General features: G+C 72.3%; 16 protein-coding genes and 1 pseudogene. 10 read left to right on the forward strand and 7 right to left on the reverse strand.

What is annotated here, in order from left to right:
• The first annotated feature begins 8 nt into the window (after window positions 1-8).
• Entirely contained in the window at window positions 9-584 is a 576-nt protein-coding gene (dcd, locus tag BLU95_RS19310; RefSeq protein ID WP_093861129.1) for a dCTP deaminase, read from the forward strand.
• A 73-nt stretch (window positions 585-657) separates the two neighbouring features.
• Here dcd and BLU95_RS19315 read toward each other — a convergent pair whose 3' ends face one another.
• From BLU95_RS19315 to BLU95_RS19330, 4 genes and pseudogenes are all read right to left on the reverse strand, one after another.
• On the reverse strand, window positions 658-1548 hold the full coding sequence (locus tag BLU95_RS19315) for an alanyl-tRNA editing protein (RefSeq protein WP_093861130.1): 891 nt from the start codon (window positions 1546-1548) through the stop codon (window positions 658-660).
• A gap of 148 nt (window positions 1549-1696) precedes the next feature.
• Window positions 1697-2737: a Yip1 family protein gene (locus BLU95_RS19320; RefSeq protein WP_093861131.1), complete on the reverse strand. Its 1041-nt coding sequence runs from the start codon at window positions 2735-2737 to the stop codon at window positions 1697-1699.
• A 216-nt stretch (window positions 2738-2953) separates the two neighbouring features.
• Window positions 2954-4027 (reverse strand): annotated as a pseudogene (manB, locus tag BLU95_RS19325) (mannose-1-phosphate guanylyltransferase); the annotation flags it as partial.
• Window positions 4028-4402: 375 nt separating this feature from the next.
• Complete coding sequence (locus BLU95_RS19330) at window positions 4403-6625, reverse strand: (Fe-S)-binding protein (RefSeq protein WP_093861133.1); 2223 nt, start codon at window positions 6623-6625, stop codon at window positions 4403-4405.
• Between the two features lie 322 nt (window positions 6626-6947).
• Between BLU95_RS19330 and dnaK the strand changes: the two genes are divergently transcribed.
• From dnaK to BLU95_RS19360, 6 genes are all read left to right on the forward strand, one after another.
• Window positions 6948-8795, forward strand: a complete 1848-nt coding sequence (gene dnaK / locus BLU95_RS19335; protein ID WP_093861134.1) for a molecular chaperone DnaK — start codon at window positions 6948-6950, stop codon at window positions 8793-8795.
• On the forward strand, window positions 8792-9427 hold the full coding sequence (gene grpE / locus BLU95_RS19340; protein WP_093861135.1) for a nucleotide exchange factor GrpE: 636 nt from the start codon (window positions 8792-8794) through the stop codon (window positions 9425-9427). The genes dnaK and grpE overlap by 4 nt, the downstream gene beginning before the upstream one ends.
• 158 nt (window positions 9428-9585) lie before the next feature.
• Window positions 9586-10740, forward strand: coding sequence for a molecular chaperone DnaJ (gene dnaJ, locus BLU95_RS19345; RefSeq protein ID WP_093861136.1), 1155 nt, complete (start codon window positions 9586-9588; stop codon window positions 10738-10740).
• A 49-nt stretch (window positions 10741-10789) separates the two neighbouring features.
• The gene (locus tag BLU95_RS19350) at window positions 10790-11260 is read left to right on the forward strand and encodes a heat shock protein transcriptional repressor HspR (RefSeq protein ID WP_375969123.1); all 471 of its coding nucleotides are present in this window, start codon (window positions 10790-10792) and stop codon (window positions 11258-11260) included.
• Between the two features lie 195 nt (window positions 11261-11455).
• A complete protein-coding gene (locus BLU95_RS19355) occupies window positions 11456-12466 on the forward strand; it encodes a helix-turn-helix domain-containing protein (RefSeq protein WP_093861138.1) in 1011 nt (336 codons plus the stop codon).
• Window positions 12467-13013: 547 nt separating this feature from the next.
• Window positions 13014-13640, forward strand: a complete 627-nt coding sequence (locus tag BLU95_RS19360) for a TIR domain-containing protein (protein ID WP_093861139.1) — start codon at window positions 13014-13016, stop codon at window positions 13638-13640.
• 7 nt (window positions 13641-13647) lie between these two features.
• Here BLU95_RS19360 and BLU95_RS19365 read toward each other — a convergent pair whose 3' ends face one another.
• From BLU95_RS19365 to BLU95_RS19375, 3 genes are all read right to left on the reverse strand, one after another.
• Complete coding sequence (locus BLU95_RS19365) at window positions 13648-14667, reverse strand: LuxR C-terminal-related transcriptional regulator (protein ID WP_231978653.1); 1020 nt, start codon at window positions 14665-14667, stop codon at window positions 13648-13650.
• Window positions 14654-15682: a LuxR C-terminal-related transcriptional regulator gene (locus tag BLU95_RS19370; protein WP_093861141.1), complete on the reverse strand. Its 1029-nt coding sequence runs from the start codon at window positions 15680-15682 to the stop codon at window positions 14654-14656. Before BLU95_RS19370 ends, BLU95_RS19365 begins: the two co-directional genes overlap by 14 nt.
• A gap of 606 nt (window positions 15683-16288) precedes the next feature.
• Window positions 16289-17413 (reverse strand): SLAC1 family transporter, encoded by a 1125-nt coding sequence (locus BLU95_RS19375; protein ID WP_093861142.1) that lies wholly within the window; start codon window positions 17411-17413, stop codon window positions 16289-16291.
• A 71-nt stretch (window positions 17414-17484) separates the two neighbouring features.
• Here BLU95_RS19375 and BLU95_RS19380 point away from each other — a divergent pair, with 71 nt between their 5' ends.
• From BLU95_RS19380 to BLU95_RS19390, 3 genes are all read left to right on the forward strand, one after another.
• Window positions 17485-18552, forward strand: a complete 1068-nt coding sequence (locus tag BLU95_RS19380) for a LysR family transcriptional regulator (protein ID WP_093861143.1) — start codon at window positions 17485-17487, stop codon at window positions 18550-18552.
• 71 nt (window positions 18553-18623) lie between these two features.
• A complete protein-coding gene (gene clpB / locus BLU95_RS19385; RefSeq protein WP_093861144.1) occupies window positions 18624-21230 on the forward strand; it encodes an ATP-dependent chaperone ClpB in 2607 nt (868 codons plus the stop codon).
• 161 nt (window positions 21231-21391) lie between these two features.
• Window positions 21392-21955 carry a type III secretion system chaperone family protein gene (locus tag BLU95_RS19390; RefSeq protein ID WP_093861145.1) on the forward strand — a complete coding sequence of 188 codons (564 nt, stop codon included), beginning with the start codon at window positions 21392-21394 and terminating at the stop codon, window positions 21953-21955.
• Window positions 21956-21998 lie beyond the last annotated feature (43 nt).

The following is a 21998-nucleotide window of genomic DNA, read 5'->3' on the forward strand; positions in this document are numbered from 1 at the left end:
CTCGAAGCGTGCTGCTCTCTGACAAGGACATCCGGGCCGAGATCGACAACGGCCGGGTGGTGATCGATCCGTTCGACCCCGCGATGGTCCAGCCGTCGAGCATCGACGTGCGACTGGACCGCTTCTTCAGGGTCTTCGAGAACCACCGCTACCCGCACATCGACCCCTCCGAGGAGCAGCCGGACCTGACCCGTCTGGTCGAGCCGGAGGGCGACGACGCGTTCATCCTGCACCCGGGCGAGTTCGTGCTGGCATCGACCTTCGAGGTCATCACGCTGCCCGACGACGTCGCCTCGCGGCTGGAGGGCAAGTCCAGCCTGGGCCGGCTCGGTCTGCTGACGCACTCCACGGCGGGTTTCATCGACCCCGGGTTCAGCGGGCACGTCACGCTGGAGCTGTCGAACGTCGCGACGCTGCCGATCAAGCTCTACCCGGGGATGAAGATCGGGCAGCTCTGCCTGTTCCGGCTCTCCTCGCCCTCGGAGCACCCGTACGGCTCGCAGCGGTACGGCTCGCGCTACCAGGGGCAGCGCGGCCCGACGCCGTCGCGTTCCTACCTGAACTTCCACCGCTCCGAGGTCTGAGCGGCGCCGCGAGCAGCGCGAGCGGGCACGACACGGGCGGCCACCCTGGACGGGGTGGCCGCCCGCCGCCGTGTCAGGCCCGCTTCGGGCGGGTGACGGCGACCAGCTCGCTGCCGTCCTCGGAGAGCCGCAGTTCGGTGCGGAGCTCGGCCAGCTCGCCCAGGTGGTGCAGATGGGTGCCGCCGCAGAAGATCCGCGCCGCGCCCTCGGGCAGCTCGCAGTTCCACTCGCGGCGGGCGGTCAGCTCGGGGCCGGGGACGTCGATGCGCACCGGGGCGTCGGCGGCGACCCAGCCGGCCAGCCGGCGGTTGACGGCCTCGGTCAGCTCGGGGAGGGCGTCGGCGAGGGCCGGGAACTCCTCGGTGGCCTCGGCGGTGAAGCCCTTCTTGCGCAGCGACTTGCCGAGCCGGTAGGTGTCGGTGCTCGCCTCGGTGTCCATCACCGAGCTCGCCATGGCGAGGCTGTCGAAGTCCGGGTGGCCGAAGGCGTCGGTGCGGCCCGGGTCCTTGCGCCAGCGCGGCGCGAGCGCCTCGTTGAGGGCGAGGGCGAGCAGGTGGCAGCCGCTGTGGGAGGCGCTGAGAGCCCCGCGCCGGCCGGCGTCGACGGCGAGGGCGGCAGTCCGGCCGACGATGTCGCCCGGGTCCGCCGCGAGGACGTGCAGGACCAGCCAGGACCACTCCTCGTCGCCGCGGCGGACCGGGATGTCGGCTCCCACCAGCACCGGGCCGCCGTCCGGGCCGACCGCACCGGTGAGGCAGTCGACGACGGCCAGCTCCACGCCGTCCACGGTGAGCGTGCCGAGGTCGGCGGGCTGGTCCGGCCAGGTGTGGTCGAGCGGGTGGAACGGCGTCGCCCCGGTGACCACGGCGTACCGGCCGCCGTCCAGCGGGTGCACCGCCAGCACCGTCGACTCGCCGGTCACCGCCCCGGCCGGGAAGCTGACGTGCGTGGTGGGGAGGGTCATGCCTGGCTCCGTGCGGGTGAGGGTGGACTGGACAGGGGAAGGGCGCGGCCCGGACGGGACGGCCCGGGAAACGGCGACGGGCCCCGCGAGGCGAGGCCCGTGCTCCATTGTCCCCGAGGTCCGGGGGCGGGTCGGGAAGGGGACGGGGTCAGCCGAGGGTCGGCAGCTTGATCAGCACCAGCAGCGCCAGCAGCTGCAGCGCCGCCGCACCGGCCGCCTTGCCCCAGGGGAGGTCGTGCACCCGGCGGACCATGCTGGTCAGCAGGAACGCGCAGAGCAGCCAGGTGGCCCAGCCGACCACCTGGACCAGCAGGTTGTCGGCCGGCAGCACCAGTGCCAGCAGCAGCCGGGGCGCGTCCGTGACCCAGCCGATCAGCACGGCCAGGCCGACCGTGGACTGCCACGGGCCGTCGCCGCCGAACTGCCGGGCCAGCGCGTAGGTGACCCCGCCGAGCATGGCGCCGGCCAGGGTGAAGCCGATCGCCGCCGCCAGCAGCGCGGTGAGCGCCACGGTGAAGGTGGAGTTGACCACGTCGTCGCGGGTCATGCCGAGGCCGAGCACGGCGAGGGCGCCGTAGAGCAGGGAGACCGTGACGGCGGGCAGCCAGACCTGGTGGTCGCGGGTGCGGTCGAAGATCGCGGTGGGGGTGCGGAAGAGTCCGGTCAGCAGTTCGCGCCAGCTCGGCCTGGGGCCGGTGGCCTGCGGTGCGGACTGGCCGCCGGCCCGGTAGACGGCGACGTTGTCGTCGCCGTAACCCTGGGCCCGGCCCTGCTGACCGGGGCCGTCGGGGTACGGCGGCTGCTCCGGAGCGTAGGAGGACGGCTCGCCCGCGTACGGGTCGGCGCCGACCGGGAAGGCCCGGGTGTGACCGGGCTGGTCGGCCGCGTACGGGTCCCGCTGCGGCCCGCCGTAGGGCTGCCCCGGCTGCCCCGGGTAGGGCTGCTGCCCCGCGTACGGGTCCCGCTGCCCGCCGTACGGGTCCTGCTGCGAGGCGTACGGGGAGCGGGGGCCGGGCCCGTACGGGTCCGCCGGGCCCTGCGGGCCGCCGGGTCCCTGCTGCGGGCCGGTGAAGTACTCCGGTCCGTCCGTCGGCCCGTACCCCCCGGGCGCCGCCTGCTGCTGCGGGGGCGCCGACCACCCGCCACGGGGTTCGGCGCCCTGACCGCTGTCGTATCGATTGCCAGCCACGTTCCGAAGGTACCCGCCCGGCGGGCGCCCCGGTGGCCGGGCACCGGACCGGGTCCGGTTTGCAGCGAGCCTGTTACTGCCGCGGGGCCACGGCGGCGCGTTACCGCCCCACGGCCACCTCCGGCCCGTGCACGGAGGCGGCTACTGCCCCACGGCCACCTTCGGCCCGTGCACGGAGGCCGCGGCGCTGGTGCCGGCCGGGCACCCGCCCGGGCCGGCCGAGGTGCGGACGGCACCGACCGGCAGCAGGGTGCCGCAGGCGATCCGGATGCCGTTCGGCAGCTCGTTGTCGGACTCCACGATCGCGCCGTCCCCGATCACCGCGCCGTCCAGCGCGGTGCGGTCGCCGACGGTCGCGAAGGCGCCCACGATCGAGTCCTTGACCAGGGTGTCGGCGCCGATCACGGCACCGGGCAGGATCACGCTGCCCTCGACGATGGCGCCGGCCTCGACCACCGCCCCCTCGGCGACCACGGTGCCGCCGCTGAGCACCGCGCCGTGCCGGACGGTCGACCCGGGCAGCAGCAGGGCGTCGCCGGTCGGGCCGGGCACGGCGGGCGAGTCGACCTTGCCGAGCACCAGGTCGGCCGAGCCGCGGACGAAGGCGGCCGGGGTGCCGAGGTCGAGCCAGTACGAGGTGTCCACGACGCCGCGCAGCAGCGCGCCGGTGGCCAGCAGCTCGGGGAAGGTCTCGCGCTCGACGGAGACCTCGCGGCCGGCCGGGATGCGGTCGATGACGGAACGGGTGAAGACGTAGCAGCCGGCGTTGATCTGGTCGGTGACGATCTGCTCCGGCGTCTCCGGCTTCTCCAGGAACTCCAGCACCCGGCCGTGCTCGTCGGTCGGCACGAGGCCGAACGCGCGCGGGTCCTCGACCCGGGTGAGGTGCAGGGTGACGTCGGCTCCGGCGGCCACGTGGCCGTCCCGCAGGGCGGCGATGTCGACGCCGGAGAGGATGTCGCCGTTGAACACCAGGACCGGCTCGTCCGGGCCGCAGGTGAGCCCGGTGGCCGCGTTGCGGATGGCGCCGCCGGTGCCGAGCGGCTCGCGCTCGGTCAGGTAGACCAGCTCGATGCCGTAGGGGGTGCCGTCCTGGAAGTGGTCCTCGAAGACCTCGGCGAGGTAGGAGGTGGCGAGCACCACGCGGGTGACCCCGGCCGCCGCCGCGCGCGCCAGCTGGTGCGCGATGAACGGGACGCCTGCCACCGGCAACATGGGCTTGGGGGTGTGGGTGGTCAGCGGACGCAGTCGCGTGCCCTTACCACCGACCAGCATGATCGCCTCGGTCATGGTCTGCGCTGTTCCCCTTGTGCTCTGTGCGGCCCGGCCCGGCGGGCCGATACCTCCGTCGGTGTGGTGTACGCCGTTCCGGGGGCCGGAACGGATCGACCGGCTCACGGCCGGTCCGGCGCCTACTGTATTTCCTTCCGACAGGAGCGCCGCGCGGTGGTCCTGCCCTCGGCACCCGGGACGGAGCCGGGCGGCGGCCGGAACGGAACCGGGCGGCGGCCCGGAGAGCCCGGGGCGGTCACCGGAAAAATCCCCGGGCGGTCACCGGAAGGGCCCGGCCCGGGCGGATGCCGGTGGCACCCCCCGGGCCGGGCGGTTGTTGCAGAACTGTCGAACAACCGGGCCGGTTCACGGCCCCGTCGGTCGGGACGCCGCTCAGGCGTCGACCGTCTGCGGCTCCTCGGCCGCGGCCGGCGGGACCGCCTTGACCGAGTCGAGCAGCAGCTGGGCGACGTCGACGACCTTCAGGTGCTCCTTGGCCGCGCCCTCGTTCTTCTTGCCGTTCACCGAGTCGGAGAGCATCACCAGGCAGAACGGGCAGGCGGTGGAGACGATGTCCGGGTTCAGGGACAGCGCCTCGTCCACGCGCTCGGTGTTGATCCGCTTGCCGATGCGCTCCTCCATCCACATCCGCGCGCCGCCGGCGCCGCAGCAGAAGCCGCGCTCCTTGTGGCGGTGCATCTCCTGCTGGCGCAGACCGGGGACCTTGTCCATGATCTCGCGCGGCGGGCTGTAGACCTTGTTGTGGCGGCCCAGGTAGCAGGGGTCGTGGTACGTGATCAGGCCCTCGACCGGGTTGACCGGCACGAGCTTGCCCTCGTCGATGAGGTGCTGCAGCAGCTGGGTGTGGTGGATGACCTCGAAGTGGCCGCCCAGCTGCGGGTACTCGTTGGCGATGGTGTTGAAGCAGTGCGGGCAGGTCGCCACGATCCGCTTGACCGGGGCGTCCTCCAGCGCGGCGTTCAGGGTCTCGACGTTCTGCGCGCCGAGCATCTGGAAGAGGAACTCGTTGCCCAGCCGGCGGGCGGAGTCACCGGTGCAGGACTCCTCCTTGCCGAGGATGGCGAACTTCACGCCCGCGGTGTGCAGCAGTTCGGCGAAGGCCTTGGTGGTCTTCTTCGCCCGGTCCTCCAGGGCGCCGGCGCAGCCCACCCAGTACAGGTACTCGACCTCGGCGGGGTCGATGTCCTCGCCGATCACCGGCACCTCGATGCCGGTCTCCTTCTTGAGCTCCTTGACCCAGTCCAGGCGGGCCTTGGTGGCCATGCCCCAGGGGTTGCCCTTGTTCTCCAGGTTCTTGAGCATGGTGCCGGCCTCGGTGGGGAACGAGGACTCGATCATGACCTGGTAGCGGCGCATGTCGACGATGTGGTCGATGTGCTCGATGTCGACCGGGCACTGCTCGACGCAGGCGCCGCAGGTGGTGCAGGACCACAGCACGTCCGGGTCGATGACGCCGTTCTCCTCGGCGGTGCCGATCAGCGGGCGCTCGGCCTCGGCCAGGGCGGCCGCCGGGACGTCCGCCAGCTGCTCGGCGGTGGCCTTCTCCTCGCCCTCCATGTCCTTGCCGCCGCCGGCCAGGAGGTAGGGGGCCTTGCCGAAGGCGTGCTCGCGCAGGCTCATGATCAGCAGCTTCGGCGAGAGCGGCTTGCCGGTGTTCCAGGCCGGGCACTGCGACTGGCAGCGGCCGCACTCGGTGCAGGTGGAGAAGTCGAGGATGCCCTTCCAGGAGAAGTGCTCGACCTGGGAGACGCCGAAGACGGCGTCGTCGGCCGGGTCCTCGAAGTCGATCGGCGCGCCGCCGCTGGTCATCGGGCGCAGCTCGCCGAGCGCGGTGGAGCCGTCCTCCGCGCGCTTGAAGTAGATGTTGAAGAAGGCCAGGAAGCGGTGCCAGGCGACGCCCATCGAGGGGTTGATGCCGATGGTGATCGCCCAGGCGAAGGAGGTGCAGATCTTCAGCATCGCGAAGACGTAGACCAGGTTCTCCAGGGTCCCGTGGGACAGCCCGCGGAACGCCGCCACCAGCGGGTAGGAGATCAGGTACTTGGCCTCGTAGGAGCCGACGTGCTCCAGCGCGCCCTCCAGGCCGCGCAGGATCATGATGCACAGGCCGATGCCGAGGATCGTGTACTCGACGTAGAAGGCCTGCCAGGCGATCGAGCCGGCGAAGCGCGACTTGCGGCCCGCCCGGCCGGGCAGGCTCAGCAGCCGGATCACGATCAGGGCGGCGATGCCCAGCGTGGTGAAGGTGCCGACCAGCTCGGTGAAGAGCTCGTACGGCAGCCAGCCGCCGAGCACCGGCAGCACGAACTCGGCGTCGAACAGCTGGAAGAACGCGGTGAGCAGGGTCAGGCCCAGGGTGAAGAAGCCGACCGCGACGAACCAGTGGGCGACGCCGACGATCCCCCAGCGGTTCATCCTGGTGTGGCCGACGAACTCCACGGCCACCGTCTTCGCCCGCTGGGCGGGCTGCCCGAAGCGGGTGGCGTCCGGCTGGCCGGTCCGCACCACCCGGTAGATGTACAGCGCCGCACGAGCGGCGAGCGCGGTGCCGACCACGAACGTGACCAGCGAGATGACGATCGCTGCTAGCTGCATCGGCTCTCCGTCTCCTGCGGCTTGCTTGTTACGGGTGTGCGGTTTCTCCGGGGCAGTGTACTCGTCGGTAACTTCCTGGGCCGACGGCCCGGACATTACCGCCGGGCACCACTTCTCCTGAAGATGCTCAAGGTATGGCGGCAGTCACGTGAACGCACGCCCGGGGGCACCCCGGCCGCGTCCCGGCCGGGCGCCGGAGTCCGTTCGCGCACCCCGCCGCTCACCAAAGTTGAGCGCCGAGGACTCATAGCTGTTGACGCGTCCCGGCCTGTCATGCATCCTTGAGCCTGTAAAGCTCAACTCTTCCGTGGAGGTATTTACGATGGCACGCGCGGTCGGCATCGACCTCGGCACGACGAACTCGGTCGTCAGCGTTCTGGAGGGTGGCGAGCCCACCGTCATCACGAACGCCGAGGGCGCGCGGACCACGCCGTCCGTCGTCGCCTTCGCCAAGAACGGCGAGGTGCTCGTCGGCGAGGTGGCCAAGCGCCAGGCGGTCACCAACGTGGACCGCACCATTCGCTCGGTCAAGCGCCACATGGGCACCAGCTGGAAGATCGGGCTGGACGGCAAGGACTTCAACCCGCAGCAGATCAGCGCCTTCATCCTGCAGAAGCTGAAGCGCGACGCCGAGTCCTACCTGGGCGAGACGGTCACCGACGCCGTCATCACCGTTCCGGCGTACTTCTCCGACTCCGAGCGCCAGGCCACCAAGGAGGCCGGTGAGATCGCGGGCCTCAACGTCCTGCGCATCGTCAACGAGCCGACCGCGGCCGCCCTGGCCTACGGCCTGGACAAGGACGACCAGACCATTCTGGTCTTCGACCTCGGCGGCGGCACCTTCGACGTCTCGCTGCTGGAGATCGGCGACGGCGTCGTCGAGGTGAAGGCCACCAACGGTGACAACCACCTCGGTGGCGACGACTGGGACCAGAAGGTCGTCGACCACCTGGTCAAGGTCTTCCAGGCCGGCCACGGCGTCGACCTGTCCAAGGACAAGATGGCGCTGCAGCGTCTGCGCGAGGCCTCCGAGAAGGCCAAGATCGAGCTGTCCTCGTCCTCCGAGACCTCGATCAACCTGCCCTACATCACGGCCTCCGCCGAGGGCCCGCTGCACCTGGACGAGAAGCTCACCCGGGCCCAGTTCCAGCAGCTCACCTCGGACCTGCTGGAGCGCTGCAAGGTCCCGTTCCACAACGTCATCAAGGACGCGGGCATCGCCCTCTCCGAGATCGACCACGTCGTCCTCGTCGGCGGCTCGACCCGTATGCCGGCCGTCGCCGAGCTCGTCCGCGAGCTGACCGGCGGCAAGGACGCCAACAAGGGCGTCAACCCGGACGAGGTCGTCGCCATCGGCGCCTCGCTCCAGGCCGGTGTCCTCAAGGGCGAGGTCAAGGACGTCCTGCTGCTCGACGTCACCCCGCTGTCCCTCGGCATCGAGACCAAGGGCGGCATCATGACCAAGCTGATCGAGCGCAACACCACGATCCCGACCAAGCGTTCCGAGATCTTCACCACGGCCGAGGACAACCAGCCGTCCGTGCAGATCCAGGTCTACCAGGGCGAGCGCGAGATCGCGGCGTACAACAAGAAGCTCGGCATGTTCGAGCTGACCGGCCTGCCGCCGGCCCCCCGCGGCCTGCCCCAGATCGAGGTCACCTTCGACATCGACGCCAACGGCATCATGCACGTCGGCGCGAAGGACCTCGGCACCGGCAAGGAGCAGAAGATGACCGTCACCGGCGGCTCCGCGCTGCCGAAGGACGACATCGAGCGCATGATGCGCGAGGCCGAGCAGTACGCGGCCGAGGACCACGAGCGCCGCGAGGCCGTGGAGACCCGCAACCAGGCCGAGCAGCTCGTCTACTCCACCGAGAAGTTCATCGCCGACAACTCCGACAAGCTCCCGGCCGACGTCAAGACCGAGGTCGAGACCGCCATCGGCGAGCTCAAGGAGGCCCTGAAGGGCGAGGACATCGCGAAGATCCGCGAGGCCTCGGAGAAGGTCTCCACCACCGCCCAGAAGCTCGGCCAGGCGCTCTACGCCAACGCCGACGCCGCCGGTGCGGCGGGCGCGGCCGGCGACGCCGGCGAGGCCGGTGCCAAGGACGACGACGTCGTCGACGCCGAGATCGTGGACGACGAGAAGCCCAAGGGCGGTGCGGCATGACGGAGAAGCCGCAGGGTGCCGAGCCCGGCGACGACTCCGCCGCCGAGGAGGCCGTGATCAAGGCCGCCGAGGAGGCCGCCGCGGCCGGTGCCGAGAGCACCGACGCCGGCACCCCCGGGGACGCCACGGCCAAGCGCGAGCTGGCCGAGCGCACCGCCGACCTCCAGCGCCTCCAGGCCGAGTACCAGAACTACCGCAAGCGGGTCGAGCGCGACCGGCTGACGGTCCGCGAGATCGCCGTCTCCAACATCCTGGAGTCGCTGATCCCGGTCCTGGACGACATCGGCCGGGCCCGCGACCACGGCGAGGTGACGGGCGGCTTCAAGTCCGTCGCCGAGTCGCTGGAGACGGTCGTCGCCAAGCTGGGCCTGCAGCAGTTCGGCAAGGAGGGCGAGCCCTTCGACCCGACCATGCACGAGGCGCTGATGCACAGCTACTCCTCGGAGGTCACCGAGGACACCTGTGTCCAGATCCTCCAGCCCGGTTACCGGATCGGCGAGCGGATCATCCGCCCGGCGATGGTCGCGGTCGCGGAGCCCCAGCCGGGCACCCAGACCGCGCCCGGCCCGGACGCCGACACCGCCGAGGGCGGGGAGAAGAAGGACCAGGCCGACGGTGGCTCGGACAGCTGACCACCGGTGACAGCTGACAACCCTTGCGCTGCGGAGTCGTACGCCGGCCAGTACGGCGGACGGCTCCGCAGCGCGCTGTCGAGGTTCCCCGGCACCACTCGCCGGGTTCCGACCGTTGACAGCACTGTGACGATGGACCTCGGGAGGTGGCGCCGGCCATGAGCGGCAAGGACTACGTGGAGAAGGACTACTACAAGGTCCTCGGCGTGCCGAAGGACGCCAGCGCCACAGAGATCAAGAAGACCTACCGCAAGCTGGCGCGCGAGTTCCACCCCGACGCCAACAAGGGCGACACCAAAGCCGAGGAGCGGTTCAAGGACATCTCCGAGGCGTACGACGTCCTCTCCGACGAGAAGCGCCGCAAGGAGTACGACGAGGCCCGCAGCCTCTTCGCCAACGGCGGCTTCCGGTCCGGCGGCCCCGGTGGCACCGGCAGCTACAGCTTCGACTTCGGCGACCTGTTCAACGGCAACCAGGGCGGCGGCGGCAGCGGCGGGATCGGCGACGTCTTCGGCGGGCTCTTCAACCGGGGCGGCCGGCAGGCCCAGCCGCGGCGCGGCTCCGACGTCGAGACCGAGGTGACGCTCTCCTTCGAGGAGGCCGTCGACGGTGCGACCGTCCCGCTGCGGATGACCAGTCAGGCCCCCTGCCGCCTCTGCAACGGCACCGGTGCCAAGTCCGGCACCACCCCGCGGGTCTGCCCGACCTGCGTCGGCTCCGGCACCGTGAGCCGGGGCCAGGGCGCCTTCGCGCTCTCCGAGCCCTGCCGCGACTGCCGCGGCCGCGGCATGATCGTCGACGACCCGTGCACCGACTGCCACGGCAGCGGCCGGGCCAGCTCCGCCCGCACCATGCAGGTCCGGATCCCGGCCGGCGTCCAGGACGCCCAGCGGATCCGGCTCAAGGGCAAGGGCGCCCAGGGCGAGCGCGGCGGACAGCCGGGCGACCTCTACGTGACCGTGCACGTCGACCCGCACCCCGTCTTCGGGCGCAAGGGCGACAACCTGACCGTGACCGTCCCGGTCACCTTCCCCGAGGCCGCCCTCGGCGGCACCATCGAGGTGCCGACCCTGAACGGCCCGTCGGTGAAGCTCAAGCTGCCCCCGGGCAGTGCCAACGGCCTGACCCTGCGGGCCCGCGGCAAGGGCGCCACCCGCAAGGACGGCACCCGCGGCGACCTGCTGGTCACCGTGGAGGTCGTGGTGCCCCAGACCGTCACCGGCGACGCGCTGACCGCACTGGAGCAGTACCGCGAGGCGACCGCCTCCGACGACCCACGAGCCGCCCTGTTCAGAGCGGCGAAGGGAGCGTGACGACCAGATGATCCCCGACGAACCCATCGGACCCGGCCTCGGTGACGGCCTGCCCGGTGGCGGCGCCCGCCGCACCACGCGGCGGAGCGCCCCGCAGCCCCAGTACGTGCTCACCGAGGAGACCCCGGTCTACGTGATCTCGGTGGCCGCCGAGCTCTCCGGTCTGCACCCGCAGACCCTCCGCCAGTACGACCGGCTCGGCCTGGTCTGCCCCGACCGCACCGCCGGCCGGGGCCGCCGCTACTCCGCGCGCGACATCCAGCAGCTGCGCGAGGTCCAGCGGCTCTCCCAGGACGAGGGCATCAACCTGGCCGGCATCAAGCGGATCATCGAGCTGGAGAACCAGGTCACCGCCCTCCAGTCCCGCATCGCCGAACTGGCCGACTCCCTGGAGGGCGCGGCCACCGCGCTCCAGCAGCGCGAGGCCACCATCCACGCCTCCTACCGCCGGGACCTCGTCCCCTACCAGCCGCCCACCCCGCACTCCAGCGCCCTGGTCGTCTGGCGCCCCAAGCGCTGACGCCGTCCGCCCGTACGACGGCTGCCGCCGGTTTCCCCCTGGCCGGGGGGTGCCGGCGGCGCGGCGTTGGTGAGAGGGTGCTGAGGACCGGGCCGCGGTGCTCCACCGGCGCGGCCCGATCTGGCATGCTGCATCACGTTTCCTGCTTGGATACCTGGCAGTACTGGTAAGCACGGCCACGGCAAGGAGCCCCAGATGAGTGGACGAGAGCAGCTCAGTGCCACCGCGGGCGGTACGGGCATCCTCTCCAAGGAGGCGCGTGCGCTGTACCTGGCCGTCATCGGCGAGAACGGCCGGATCGCGGAGGACGCGGAACTCCTCCGCGACTGCGCGGCCCGGGACGAACTGGTGGGCCTCGGCCTGCTCGTCCCCGACACCGACGAACCCGGGGTGCTCGTCGCGGTGGACCCCCAACAGCTGTCCGAGAGCCTCAGCGCCTCGTGGCAGCGCCAGGCCCTCGACCTGCTCACCCGCGCGTCCGCGCTCAACACCGACCTGCACGACCTCACGGCCGCCTACCACTCGCCGGAGCAGGCCGGCGGCACCATCGAGTACGTCCGCGGCAAGGTCCTGATCAACCAGCGGGTGCAGCAGATCGTCTCGAGCGCCACCGAGGAGATACTCGCGGCCCAGCCCGGCGGCCCGCGGCCGTCCGAGGCCCTGGCGGGCATCCTCGAACGGGACCTCGTGTCCCTGCGACTGGGCATCACGCTCAGAACGATCTACCACCCGAGCACCCGGTACCACGCCCCGACCAGGGAGTACGTGGCCGCCATCACCCACGCCGGCGGCCGGGTGCGGACGCTCGACGAGCCCTACACCCGACTGATCGTGATCGACCGCCGGATCGCGGTGATCCCCGTCGCCGAGGACCTGAACCTCGCCGCGTTCATCCACGACCAGGCCGTCATCAGCTACCTGATCAGCGAGGTCTTCGAACGCAACTGGAGCCACGCGCTGGACTTCGACGGGGCCCGCGCCGTCCCGCAGCAGGTCGTCTCGGGGATGCGGCAGACGATCATCGACCTGATGCTGGAGGGCGTGAACCACCGGGTGATCGCCCGGCGGCTGGGGATCAGCGAACGGACCCTCGCCCGCCACCTCGCCGAGATGCGCGACGAGCACAACGTCGAGTCGCTCTTCCAGCTCGGCTACGCGCTGGCCCGCACCACCAACGGCGAGGTCCTCCCCGAAGTCTTCGGGTGACCGGTCACCGACCCCGTCGGCTCAGTTCCAGATGGTGTCCGTCGCCAGGGCGACGGTCCTGTGCGCCGCGGCCTCGTCACCCACGCGGACGTTCCAGATCGTGTCGTCCCCCGGGACGACAGCACTGACAAGAAGCCCCGCGCCGACGACAAGTGGGACCAGGACAAACCGAACCACCCGACGTATACGAGACATGATGTCCCCTCTCCTGGCAGGGCTAATTCCGGGTATCCAGCCCACTGTTTAGAACAACGTGCCACATAATGCCGCACAGACGCGTGCGAAGGCCAGGGGGACGGAACGCACAGTGCGTCATCTCTCTGCCAGTCATCGAGATGACACCGCGGTTCTGTGGACGGTGATGACGGTCGACAGAGACGATCAGTGCACTCCCCAGAGGGGGCGACCAGGAAGAACGTGGGGACAACAAAGCTATACATGAGCACGACAAGATAGTTTTGACGGCAACGAATGCGCAGCAGCATTCCGATAGGCACCACCCAACGGGGCGAATCCGGCCTGGTTGGCATCTATCCCCGGAGTCATCATGACTGAGCCCTACCTGCGTCACCACGACAGCCAGGCCCCCGAGGGCCGGCGTGCACGAGTCTTCCTGGCCGCGCCGCTGATGCGGTTGACCGGGCCGGCGGACAGTGTGGTGACTCTCGCCAGCCGGACGCGGCTGACGACCCTGCGCACCACCCTTCTCCGCAGTGGCGCCGCCGTCTACAGCGCCCACCACAGCGATGCCTGGACCGTCGCCGGGCGCGCCCCCGAGCCGCGGGTGCCGTCGGACTTCCGCGCACTGCAGTCCGCGGACCTGGTCTTCGCCTACGTCGGCGCGCCGCTCTCCGCCGGCGTCAGCCTGGAGCTGGGCTGGGCGTCCGCGCTGCGCAAGCCGATCGTCCTGCTGGTGGACGAGGCCATCACCCACAACCCGCTGATCGCCACCATCGAGCAGGTCGCCCCCGTCCTGCCGCTGGTCTTCGACGACACCTGGTCCCAGGAGGCGCTCCACCACACCGTGGAGACCGCCCTCGACTGGGCCGGCATGGCGCTCTCCCTGCGCGAGGGCTTCTGGACCGCCCCCGGCGAGCAGTTCACCGTCCCCCGGCAGCAGCCCCCGGCCGTCGGCCCGACCGGCTACTGGCCCACCGGCGCGGCCACCGGCTGATCGCGGGTCAGCCACCGGGTTCCCCCGCCCGGGCTCCGCGCATCTGCCAGCCGAGCTGGAACAGCGTCTCCGCGTCGTACATCTCCCGGAGCCGGGAGATGTGGGCGGCCACGGTCCGCTCGCTCAGTCCCAGCCGTACGGCGATCGTCCGCTGGGTCAGTCCCTGGGCGAGCAGCCGGCCGACCTGCTCGTGCACCGCGGAATCGGCCGTACCGGCGGCCAGCGCCGCCCAGTTGACGCCTTCGGCGTGGTGCCAGTGCTGCTCGAAGGTGTCCACCAGGAACGCCACCACGGCCGGATCGGTCACCAGCACGGCCTTCGTCCCGTCCGCGCCCTTCGGCAGCACCGCCACCGAACGGTCGAAGATCACCAGGCGGCTGAAGTCGGCGGCCAGCGTCCGGATCGAGCAGCCGAGCCGCGTGACCTCCGCGGCGTAGTCGACCATGGCCGGGTCGAGCCTGGCCGGCGGCTGGTGGATCGTCCGGACGCTGCCACCCCTGCGCAGGTAGGCACTGGTGTGGTGGAGCATGTCCGCGACGACGCCGGCCGGACGGGCGCCTCCCGGCTGCATGGTCATGGACTCGTGCGGGTACTCCCGCGCGAGGCAGGTCAGCAGCGTGCGGATCTCCGGCACACCCTCGACGTGCTCCACACCACCCGTCACATCGAGGTGGCGCGAGGTGCGTTCGTAGGCCCGGACGAGTTCGTCCAGGCGGTCCGGCAGCCGCTCGGACTGCTGGAGCAGCCTGACCCCCTCCGCCCGCAGGTCCGCCGCCACCTGGTCGGCGAGCGCCCGCGGGCTCACGGCCACGTACGACGAGTCCAGGGCGTGCGGCACCAGCAGGCCGAGGCGGATCAGCGCCGCCAGCGCGGCCCGGTCCGCCGGGGCCACCTCGGCGGCCCCGATCCGGCCGCCCCGGCCCAGCACCCCGAGGTAGAGCTCCCGGGCGGCCTCGTCCGGCAGTGCCGCGTCCAGCACCTCCGAGGTCCTGGGGACGGCCGCGGCCGACGGGTCATCCGTCGTCACGGCCGCCCCGCATCAGCCAGCCGAGCTGGAACAGGGTCTGGGCCCCGTAGCGGTCGCGCAGTCGGGAGATGTGGGCGGCGACCGTCCGCTCGCTGAGGCCGAGGCGGGTGGCGACGGCGCGTTGGGTGAGGCCGCGGGCGAGGAGGCGGCCGACGCGTTCGGGAGCGCTGTGGGCGTCGCCCCGGCCGGGCGCGGTGGAACGGCCGATGGCGTCGGCGCGGCACCAGTCGCGTTCGAAGGCGTTCACGATGAACGCGATCGCGGCCGGGTCGGTGATGAACGCGGCGGTGCTGTGGTCCTCCGAGGCGGAGATCACGGCGACCGAGCGGTCGAAGATCATCAGCCGCTGGATGGGCTCGTCCAGGATCCGGATCAGCGAGCCGCGCCGGGTGACCTCCTCGGCGTAGGCGAGGGCGGGCGGTTCGGACATCGCGACCGGCTGGTAGATGGTGCGCAGCGAGCAGCCGCGCCGGAGCAGTTGGACGTCCTGCTGGATCGCGATCTTGAGCGCGTCGGCCGGGCGGGGCCCCGGCTGGACGGTGAGGACCTCGGTGCGGCAGTCGGAGACCAGCTGCGAGATCCGGTGCCGGATGTGGATGTGGCCCTCGATGTGGACGGCGCCGCCGGAGCGCTCGGGCGGGCGGGGCATCGCGTCGTAGGCGCGGGTGAGGGCGTCCAGGGTGCCGGGGAGGTTCTCCGCGCGGACCAGGAGCCGGGTGGCCTCGCTGCGGAGTTCGGCGCCGAGCCGGTCACTGACCGAGCGGGGGCTGACGGCGGTGTAGCAGGCGTCCATCGGGTTGGGCATCAGCAGGCCGATGGAGACCAGCCGGCGGACGGCCTCCCGGTCGGCCTCGGGGACGTCGGCGACGCGGACGCGGCCGCCGTCGGCGAGGATCGCGAGGTAGAGGCCGCGGGCGGTCTCGTCGGGTTCGCCGACGGCCGCGGCGGTCGCGCCCTCGTCGTCGGGGACGCCGCCCGGGGCGTGCTCCGGATCCACCGTCGCTCCGAACGTCACGTCGAACGCTCCCTGCCGGGTTCTCTCGGGGGTGTGGGGGCCTCCGCGCGCCGCACGGTGCCCGGCGGCCCTCACGGTACTGGGGACCGACGGGCCCCCGGACCCCGGGTGCCGTCGCACACGGGTCCGGGGAGCCGTCGGTCCACGCCGCGGTCCCGGCGCTTCCGGCGAGGCGGAGCAGCAACGCCTCGCCGGCTCCGGTCCCGGGGGCCATCACCACACATGGCGTCCCGGCCGGCGCTCTTCCCCCCGATATGCAGGCACGTGCGGACGTGCCGGTCGCATCCAGTATTGAAGAGCAAGTCACCGTCATCGGGCTGCGGTTGCCCGGACGACCTGGCGTGGCTCCACCCTCACAGCGTGACGGCCGGTGAACAAGTGCCGCCCTGCTGCATGTTCTCGCAATTGCAGAAACCTGCAGCACCGGGACGGCCCGGACCGCCGCGCGCCGCTGCCGGTTCCTGCGAAAGACCAGGTCAGGGCGATGCGATGGAAGTTTTCCGACCGTCCGTCCGGTCGGTGGCGGACGCCCGGAATCCGGAAAACCGGACGCCGGGGCCCACCGCGGCGGTGCCACGGCTCCGCCGGCGCCGGTCCGGGCGGGCCTCAGCGGGCCAGCAGCCGTCCGCCGGCCAGCGCGGCGGCCGTGCCGCCGGCCGCGAGCGCCCAGCCCGCCAGCAGCAGCGCGAACAGGCCGACGGCGAGCCCGGTGAACCCGGCGAAGCCGGTGTGCCGGGCCAGCGCGGCCGCCCCGGTGACACAGGTGCCGACCGGGAAGGTGAACGCCCACCAGGTCATCCCGAAGCCCATCCCGGCCCGCCGGGCGCGCAGATTGGCGGCGAGGGCGAGCAGCAGCCACAGCATCGCGACACCGAGCACGGCCACGCCGTACAGCTCGGCGAGCGGAAGCGCGACCGGGGCGAGCCCGGGGAGGACCGGGCCGGCGGCGTCGGCCAGCTGGTGCACGGCGGTGGTCGACTGGCCGAGCGGGCCGAGCACCAGGAACAGGGTCGGGGTGAGCGCCAGGGCGGACAGCTTGCTGTGCACCAGGCCGGTGAGCACCACCGGCAGCAGGGCCAGGGTGGCCAGCAGGCCGACCCCGAACAGCGCCGCGCAGCCGTACAGCAGGGCCTCCCGGGCACCGCCGGCGGGCAGGTGCGGGACGAGCGCCGGACCGGCGGCGGAGGCGACCAGCGGGGCGACCACGGGCAGCAGCCAGGTCGGGTTGGCGCCGAGCGGGGAGACCCGGTGCCGGGTGATCATCAGATAGGGGATGCCGACCGCGACGGCCAGCGCGTACAGCGTGCCCGCCGTCCACAGCACCAGGTCGATCGCGACGGCCGGGCCGGTGCCGAGGACCCGGGAGCCGACGGTCAGGGTGCCGAGGCCGACCGAGAGCAGCGCCATCGGCGGACAGCCGTAGAAGACGGCGGTGGCCGGGTTCTCCAGCAGGTGCTCCCGGGCGGCCTCCCGGTGCCGGGTCAGGTGGACCGCGCGGGCGGCGCCGAGCACCAGCAGGGCGGCCAGTCCGAGCGCCCAGGCCACCTCGGCGAACCCCAGCAGGCCGGGCCACCGGACCGGGAGGGCCGCCGCGCCGTTCGCCACGATCGCGGTCCCCATGACCACCGCGTACCAGTTCGGGGTGAGCTGGGAGAGGTCGAGGCGGCGGGCCCGGGCGGCGAGACGGGCCCGGGCGGACAACGGGGGAGCGGCGCTGAGCAGGGTGACCATGGCATCAACCGTGCTCCGGGAGGACGGCCGCCGGTAGCGCCGCCCGCTCTATGAGGGCATAGCCTGAATCTATGCCCCTCTCCCCGCGCGTCCCCGAAATCGGTGCCCTGGAGCTGCTGCTCGCGGTGGCCCGGCTCGGCAGTGTCGGCCGGGCGGCCGCCGAGCTCGGGGTGAGCCAGCCGACCGCCAGTGCCCGGATCAAGGGCATGGAGCGGCAGATCGGCGTCCCGCTGCTGGAGCGCTCCCCGCGCGGCTCCCGGCCCACCGAGGCGGGCCGGCTGGTGGTCGAGTGGGCCCGGCAGGTGGTGGAGGCGGCGCAGGCGCTGGACGCCGGGATCGACGCGCTGCGCGAGCGCCGGGACGCCCGGCTGACCGTGGTGGCCAGTCTGACCGTCGCGGAGTACCTGATGCCTGGCTGGCTGCTGGCGCTGCACGCGACCAATCCGGGGACGGCCGTGACGCTGCGCACCGCCAACTCGGCGGACGTGGCCGGGCACGTGCTGTCCGGGGACGCCGACCTGGGCTTCGTCGAGGGGCCGCTGCCGCCGGCCGGCCTGGCGGGCGCGGTGGTGGCGGCGGACCGGCTGGTGGTCGTGGTGGCGCCGGACCATCCGTGGGCACGACGGCGCTCGCCGCTGTCCGGGGCGGAGCTCTCGGCGACCCCGCTGGTGCTGCGCGAGCCGGGTTCGGGGACCAGGGAGGTACTGGAGATGGCGCTGGCCCCGTACGGCGGCGCCGCGCCGCCGCGGCTGGAGCTGGCCTCGTCGACGGCGCTGAAGGCGGCGGCGATGACCGGCGCCGGGCCGGTCTGCCTGAGCGAGCTGGCGGTGGTGGAGGAGCTGGCGACCCGGCGGCTGGTGGCGGTGCGGCTGGCGGAGGAGCTGGACCTGCGGCGGCCGCTGCGGGCGGTCTGGCCGTCCGGGCAGCGGCCGACCGGTCCGGCCCGGGACCTGCTGGCGCTGACCCGGCGGACGGCGGGGACGCACCAGGCGAGGATGGCCCAGGCGCGGACCCTCCCGCCGAGGACGGCGGCCCGGCCGACCACCGGGACGGGCGCGGCCGCCGGCACCGCCGGGGCGGCCGCGCGGAGCGAACGGCCCGTTCTGCGGGCCCGCCCCGACCGTTCACGCAAAAGTTGAGCGGAATAGACTCAACTTAGTGCATGCTGTAGAGAGCAGACATCAGCTCGACGAGGGAGGACCCCCCAGCAGTGGACGCCAGCAAGTTCACCACCAAGACGCAGGACGCCCTGTCCGCCGCGATCCGGCAGGCCGGCGCGGCCGGCAACCCGGACGTCAAACCGGTGCACATCCTGATCGCCCTGCTGGAACAGCCCGAGGGCATCGCCGCACCGCTGCTCGAGGCGGTCGGCGCGGACGTGTCCGCGACCGGCGCCGACGCCCGCCGCCAGCTGGCCGCGCTGCCGAGCGCCTCCGGCTCCACCGTCGCCGCGCCGCAGCTGGCCCGCGACACGATGGCCGTGCTGACCGAGGCCGGCAAGCGCGCCGACGACCTCGACGACCAGTACGTCTCCACCGAGCACCTGCTGGTCGGCCTGGCCGCCGAGGGCGGGGCGGTGGCCGAGCTGCTGGTGCGGCAGGGCGCCACCGCCAAGGCGCTGCTGGCCGCGTTCAAGGACGTCCGCGGCAGCGCCCGGGTCACCTCGCCGGACCCCGAGGGCACCTACAAGGCCCTGGAGAAGTACGGCACCGACCTCACCCGGGCCGCCCGGGACGGCAAGCTCGACCCGGTGATCGGCCGGGACCAGGAGATCCGCCGGGTGGTCCAGGTGCTCTCCCGCCGGACCAAGAACAACCCGGTGCTGATCGGTGAGCCCGGCGTCGGCAAGACGGCCGTGGTCGAGGGCCTGGCCCAGCGCATCGTGGCCGGCGACGTGCCGGAGTCGCTGCGCGGCAAGCGGCTGGTCGCCCTGGACCTCGGCGCGATGGTGGCCGGCGCCAAGTACCGCGGCGAGTTCGAGGAGCGGCTGAAGGCCGTCCTCAACGACATCAAGCAGAGCGACGGCCAGGTCGTCACCTTCATCGACGAGCTGCACACCATGGTCGGCGCGGGCGCCGGCGGGGACTCCGCGATGGACGCCGGCAACATGCTCAAGCCGATGCTGGCCCGCGGCGAGCTGCGGATGGTCGGCGCCACCACCCTGGACGAGTACCGCGAGCGGATCGAGAAGGACCCGGCCCTGGAGCGCCGCTTCCAGCAGGTCCTGGTCGGCGAACCGGACGTCGAGGACTCGATCGCCATCCTGCGCGGCCTCAAGGGCCGGTACGAGGCGCACCACAAGGTGCAGATCGCGGACGCCGCACTGGTCGCCGCGGCCACGCTCTCGCACCGGTACATCACCTCCCGCTTCCTGCCGGACAAGGCGATCGACCTGGTCGACGAGGCGGCCTCCCGGCTGCGGATGGAGATCGACTCCTCGCCGGTCGAGATCGACGAACTCCAGCGCTCCGTCGACCGCCTGCGGATGGAGGAGCTGGCCCTGGAGAAGGAGTCGGACCCGGCCTCGGTCGACCGGCTGGCCAAGCTCCGCCGCGATCTCGCCGACAAGAACGAGCAGTTGAGCGTGCTGACGGCCCGGTGGGAGCAGGAGAAGAAGAGCCTGAACCGGGTCGGCGAGCTCAAGGAGCGACTGGAGGACCTGCACGGCGCGCTCGAACGCGCCCAGCGGGACGGCGACTTCGAGCGCGCGTCGAAGCTGATGTACGCCGAGATCCCGACCGCCGAGAAGGAGCTCGCCGACGCCCAGGAGCGTGCCGCCGGCGAGGACGCCTCCGCCTCGATGGTCAAGGAGGAGGTCGGCCCGGACGACGTGGCCGATGTGGTGGCGTCCTGGACCGGCATCCCGGCCGGCCGGCTGATGGAGGGCGAGAGCTCCAAACTCCTGCGCATGGAGGAGGAGTTGGGCCGACGCCTGATCGGCCAGACGGAGGCCGTGCAGGCCGTGTCGGACGCCGTGCGGCGCACCCGCTCGGGCATCGCCGACCCGGACCGCCCGACCGGCTCCTTCCTCTTCCTCGGCCCCACCGGCGTCGGCAAGACCGAACTCGCCAAGGCCCTGGCCGACTTCCTCTTCGACGACCAGCGGGCGATGGTCCGCATCGACATGAGCGAGTACGGCGAGAAGCACTCCGTCTCCCGGCTGGTCGGCGCCCCGCCCGGGTACGTCGGCTACGAGGAGGGCGGCCAGCTCACCGAGGCGGTCCGCCGCCGCCCGTACAGCGTGGTGCTGCTGGACGAGGTGGAGAAGGCCCACCCCGAGGTCTTCGACGTGCTGCTCCAGGTGCTCGACGACGGCCGGCTCACCGACGGCCAGGGCCGCACGGTGGACTTCCGCAACGCGATCCTGATCCTCACCTCCAACCTGGGCAGTCAGTTCCTGGTCGACCCGACCACCCCGGACGAGCGGAAGAAGGACCTCGTCCTGGAGTCGGTGCGGTCCGCCTTCAAGCCGGAGTTCCTCAACCGGCTGGACGACATCGTGGTCTTCGAGCCGCTGGGCACCGCCGAGCTGACCCGGATCGTCGACCTCCAGGTGGCCCGGCTCGCCGAGCGGCTGCGCGACCGCCGGCTCGGCCTGGAGGTCTCCGCGGCCGCCCGGGACTGGCTGGCGCTCACCGGCTACGACCCGGCGTACGGCGCCCGGCCGCTGCGCCGGCTGGTGCAGTCCGCGATCGGCGACCAGCTGGCCCGGGCGATCCTGGCGGGCCAGGTGCACGACGGCGACACCGTGCTGGTCGAGCGGGACGAGACCGGCGACCGCCTCACCGTCCGTGCCCGCGGACCACTGGAGAAATGACCCTCCGGGACCGGTCGCCCGGGCCCGCCGCACCCCCGGCGGGAATCCGGGCGACAGGCCCTCCGGGCACCCCTGTGAGGCGGGCCCCGGATGAGGCAGGATGGACTCGGAAGGGCGGCCTCTCATTGCCGACCACCACGTGCACTGAGGAAGAGGACCCCATGAGCATCGACCCGTCGTCCATCCCGTCCTTCGGCGCGCCGCAGGGCGGTCAGCCCGGCGGTCAGGGCGGCCGACCGGCCGGCCCGCCGCCGATCATCGTCCCGGACCAGGCCCTGGTGGGCCAGCTGCTCGACCAGATGCAGCTCAAGCACGTGGTCGACGAGGAGGGTGACCTCACCGCTCCCTGGGAGGGCTTCCGCGTCTACTACATGTTCCGCGGCGAGCAGAAGGAGCTCTTCGCGGTCCGGGCGTTCTACGACCGCGCGTACCCGCTGGAGAAGAAGGGCGAGATCCTCGACCTGATCGACGAGTGGAACCGGGAGACCCTGTGGCCCAAGGTCTACACCCACACCCACGAGGACGGCGTGGTCCGGCTGATCGGTGAGGCCCAGATGATCGTCGGCACCGGCGTCAACCTGGACTACTTCGTCACCACCACGGCCAACTGGACCCAGGCCGCGGTCGGCTTCGAGCAGTGGATCGTCGAGCGCCTGGGCCTCCAGGACGAGATCGAGGGCGAGGGCGGCGAGGACAAGCCGTCCGACGGCTCCGACGAGAACTGAGCCCGCGGGAGACCCCGGGCACGGCCCGCCACCGGCGCACCCG

The sequence above is a fragment of the Streptomyces sp. TLI_053 genome, from assembly GCF_900105395.1.
Classification (GTDB): Bacteria; Actinomycetota; Actinomycetes; order Streptomycetales; family Streptomycetaceae; genus Kitasatospora.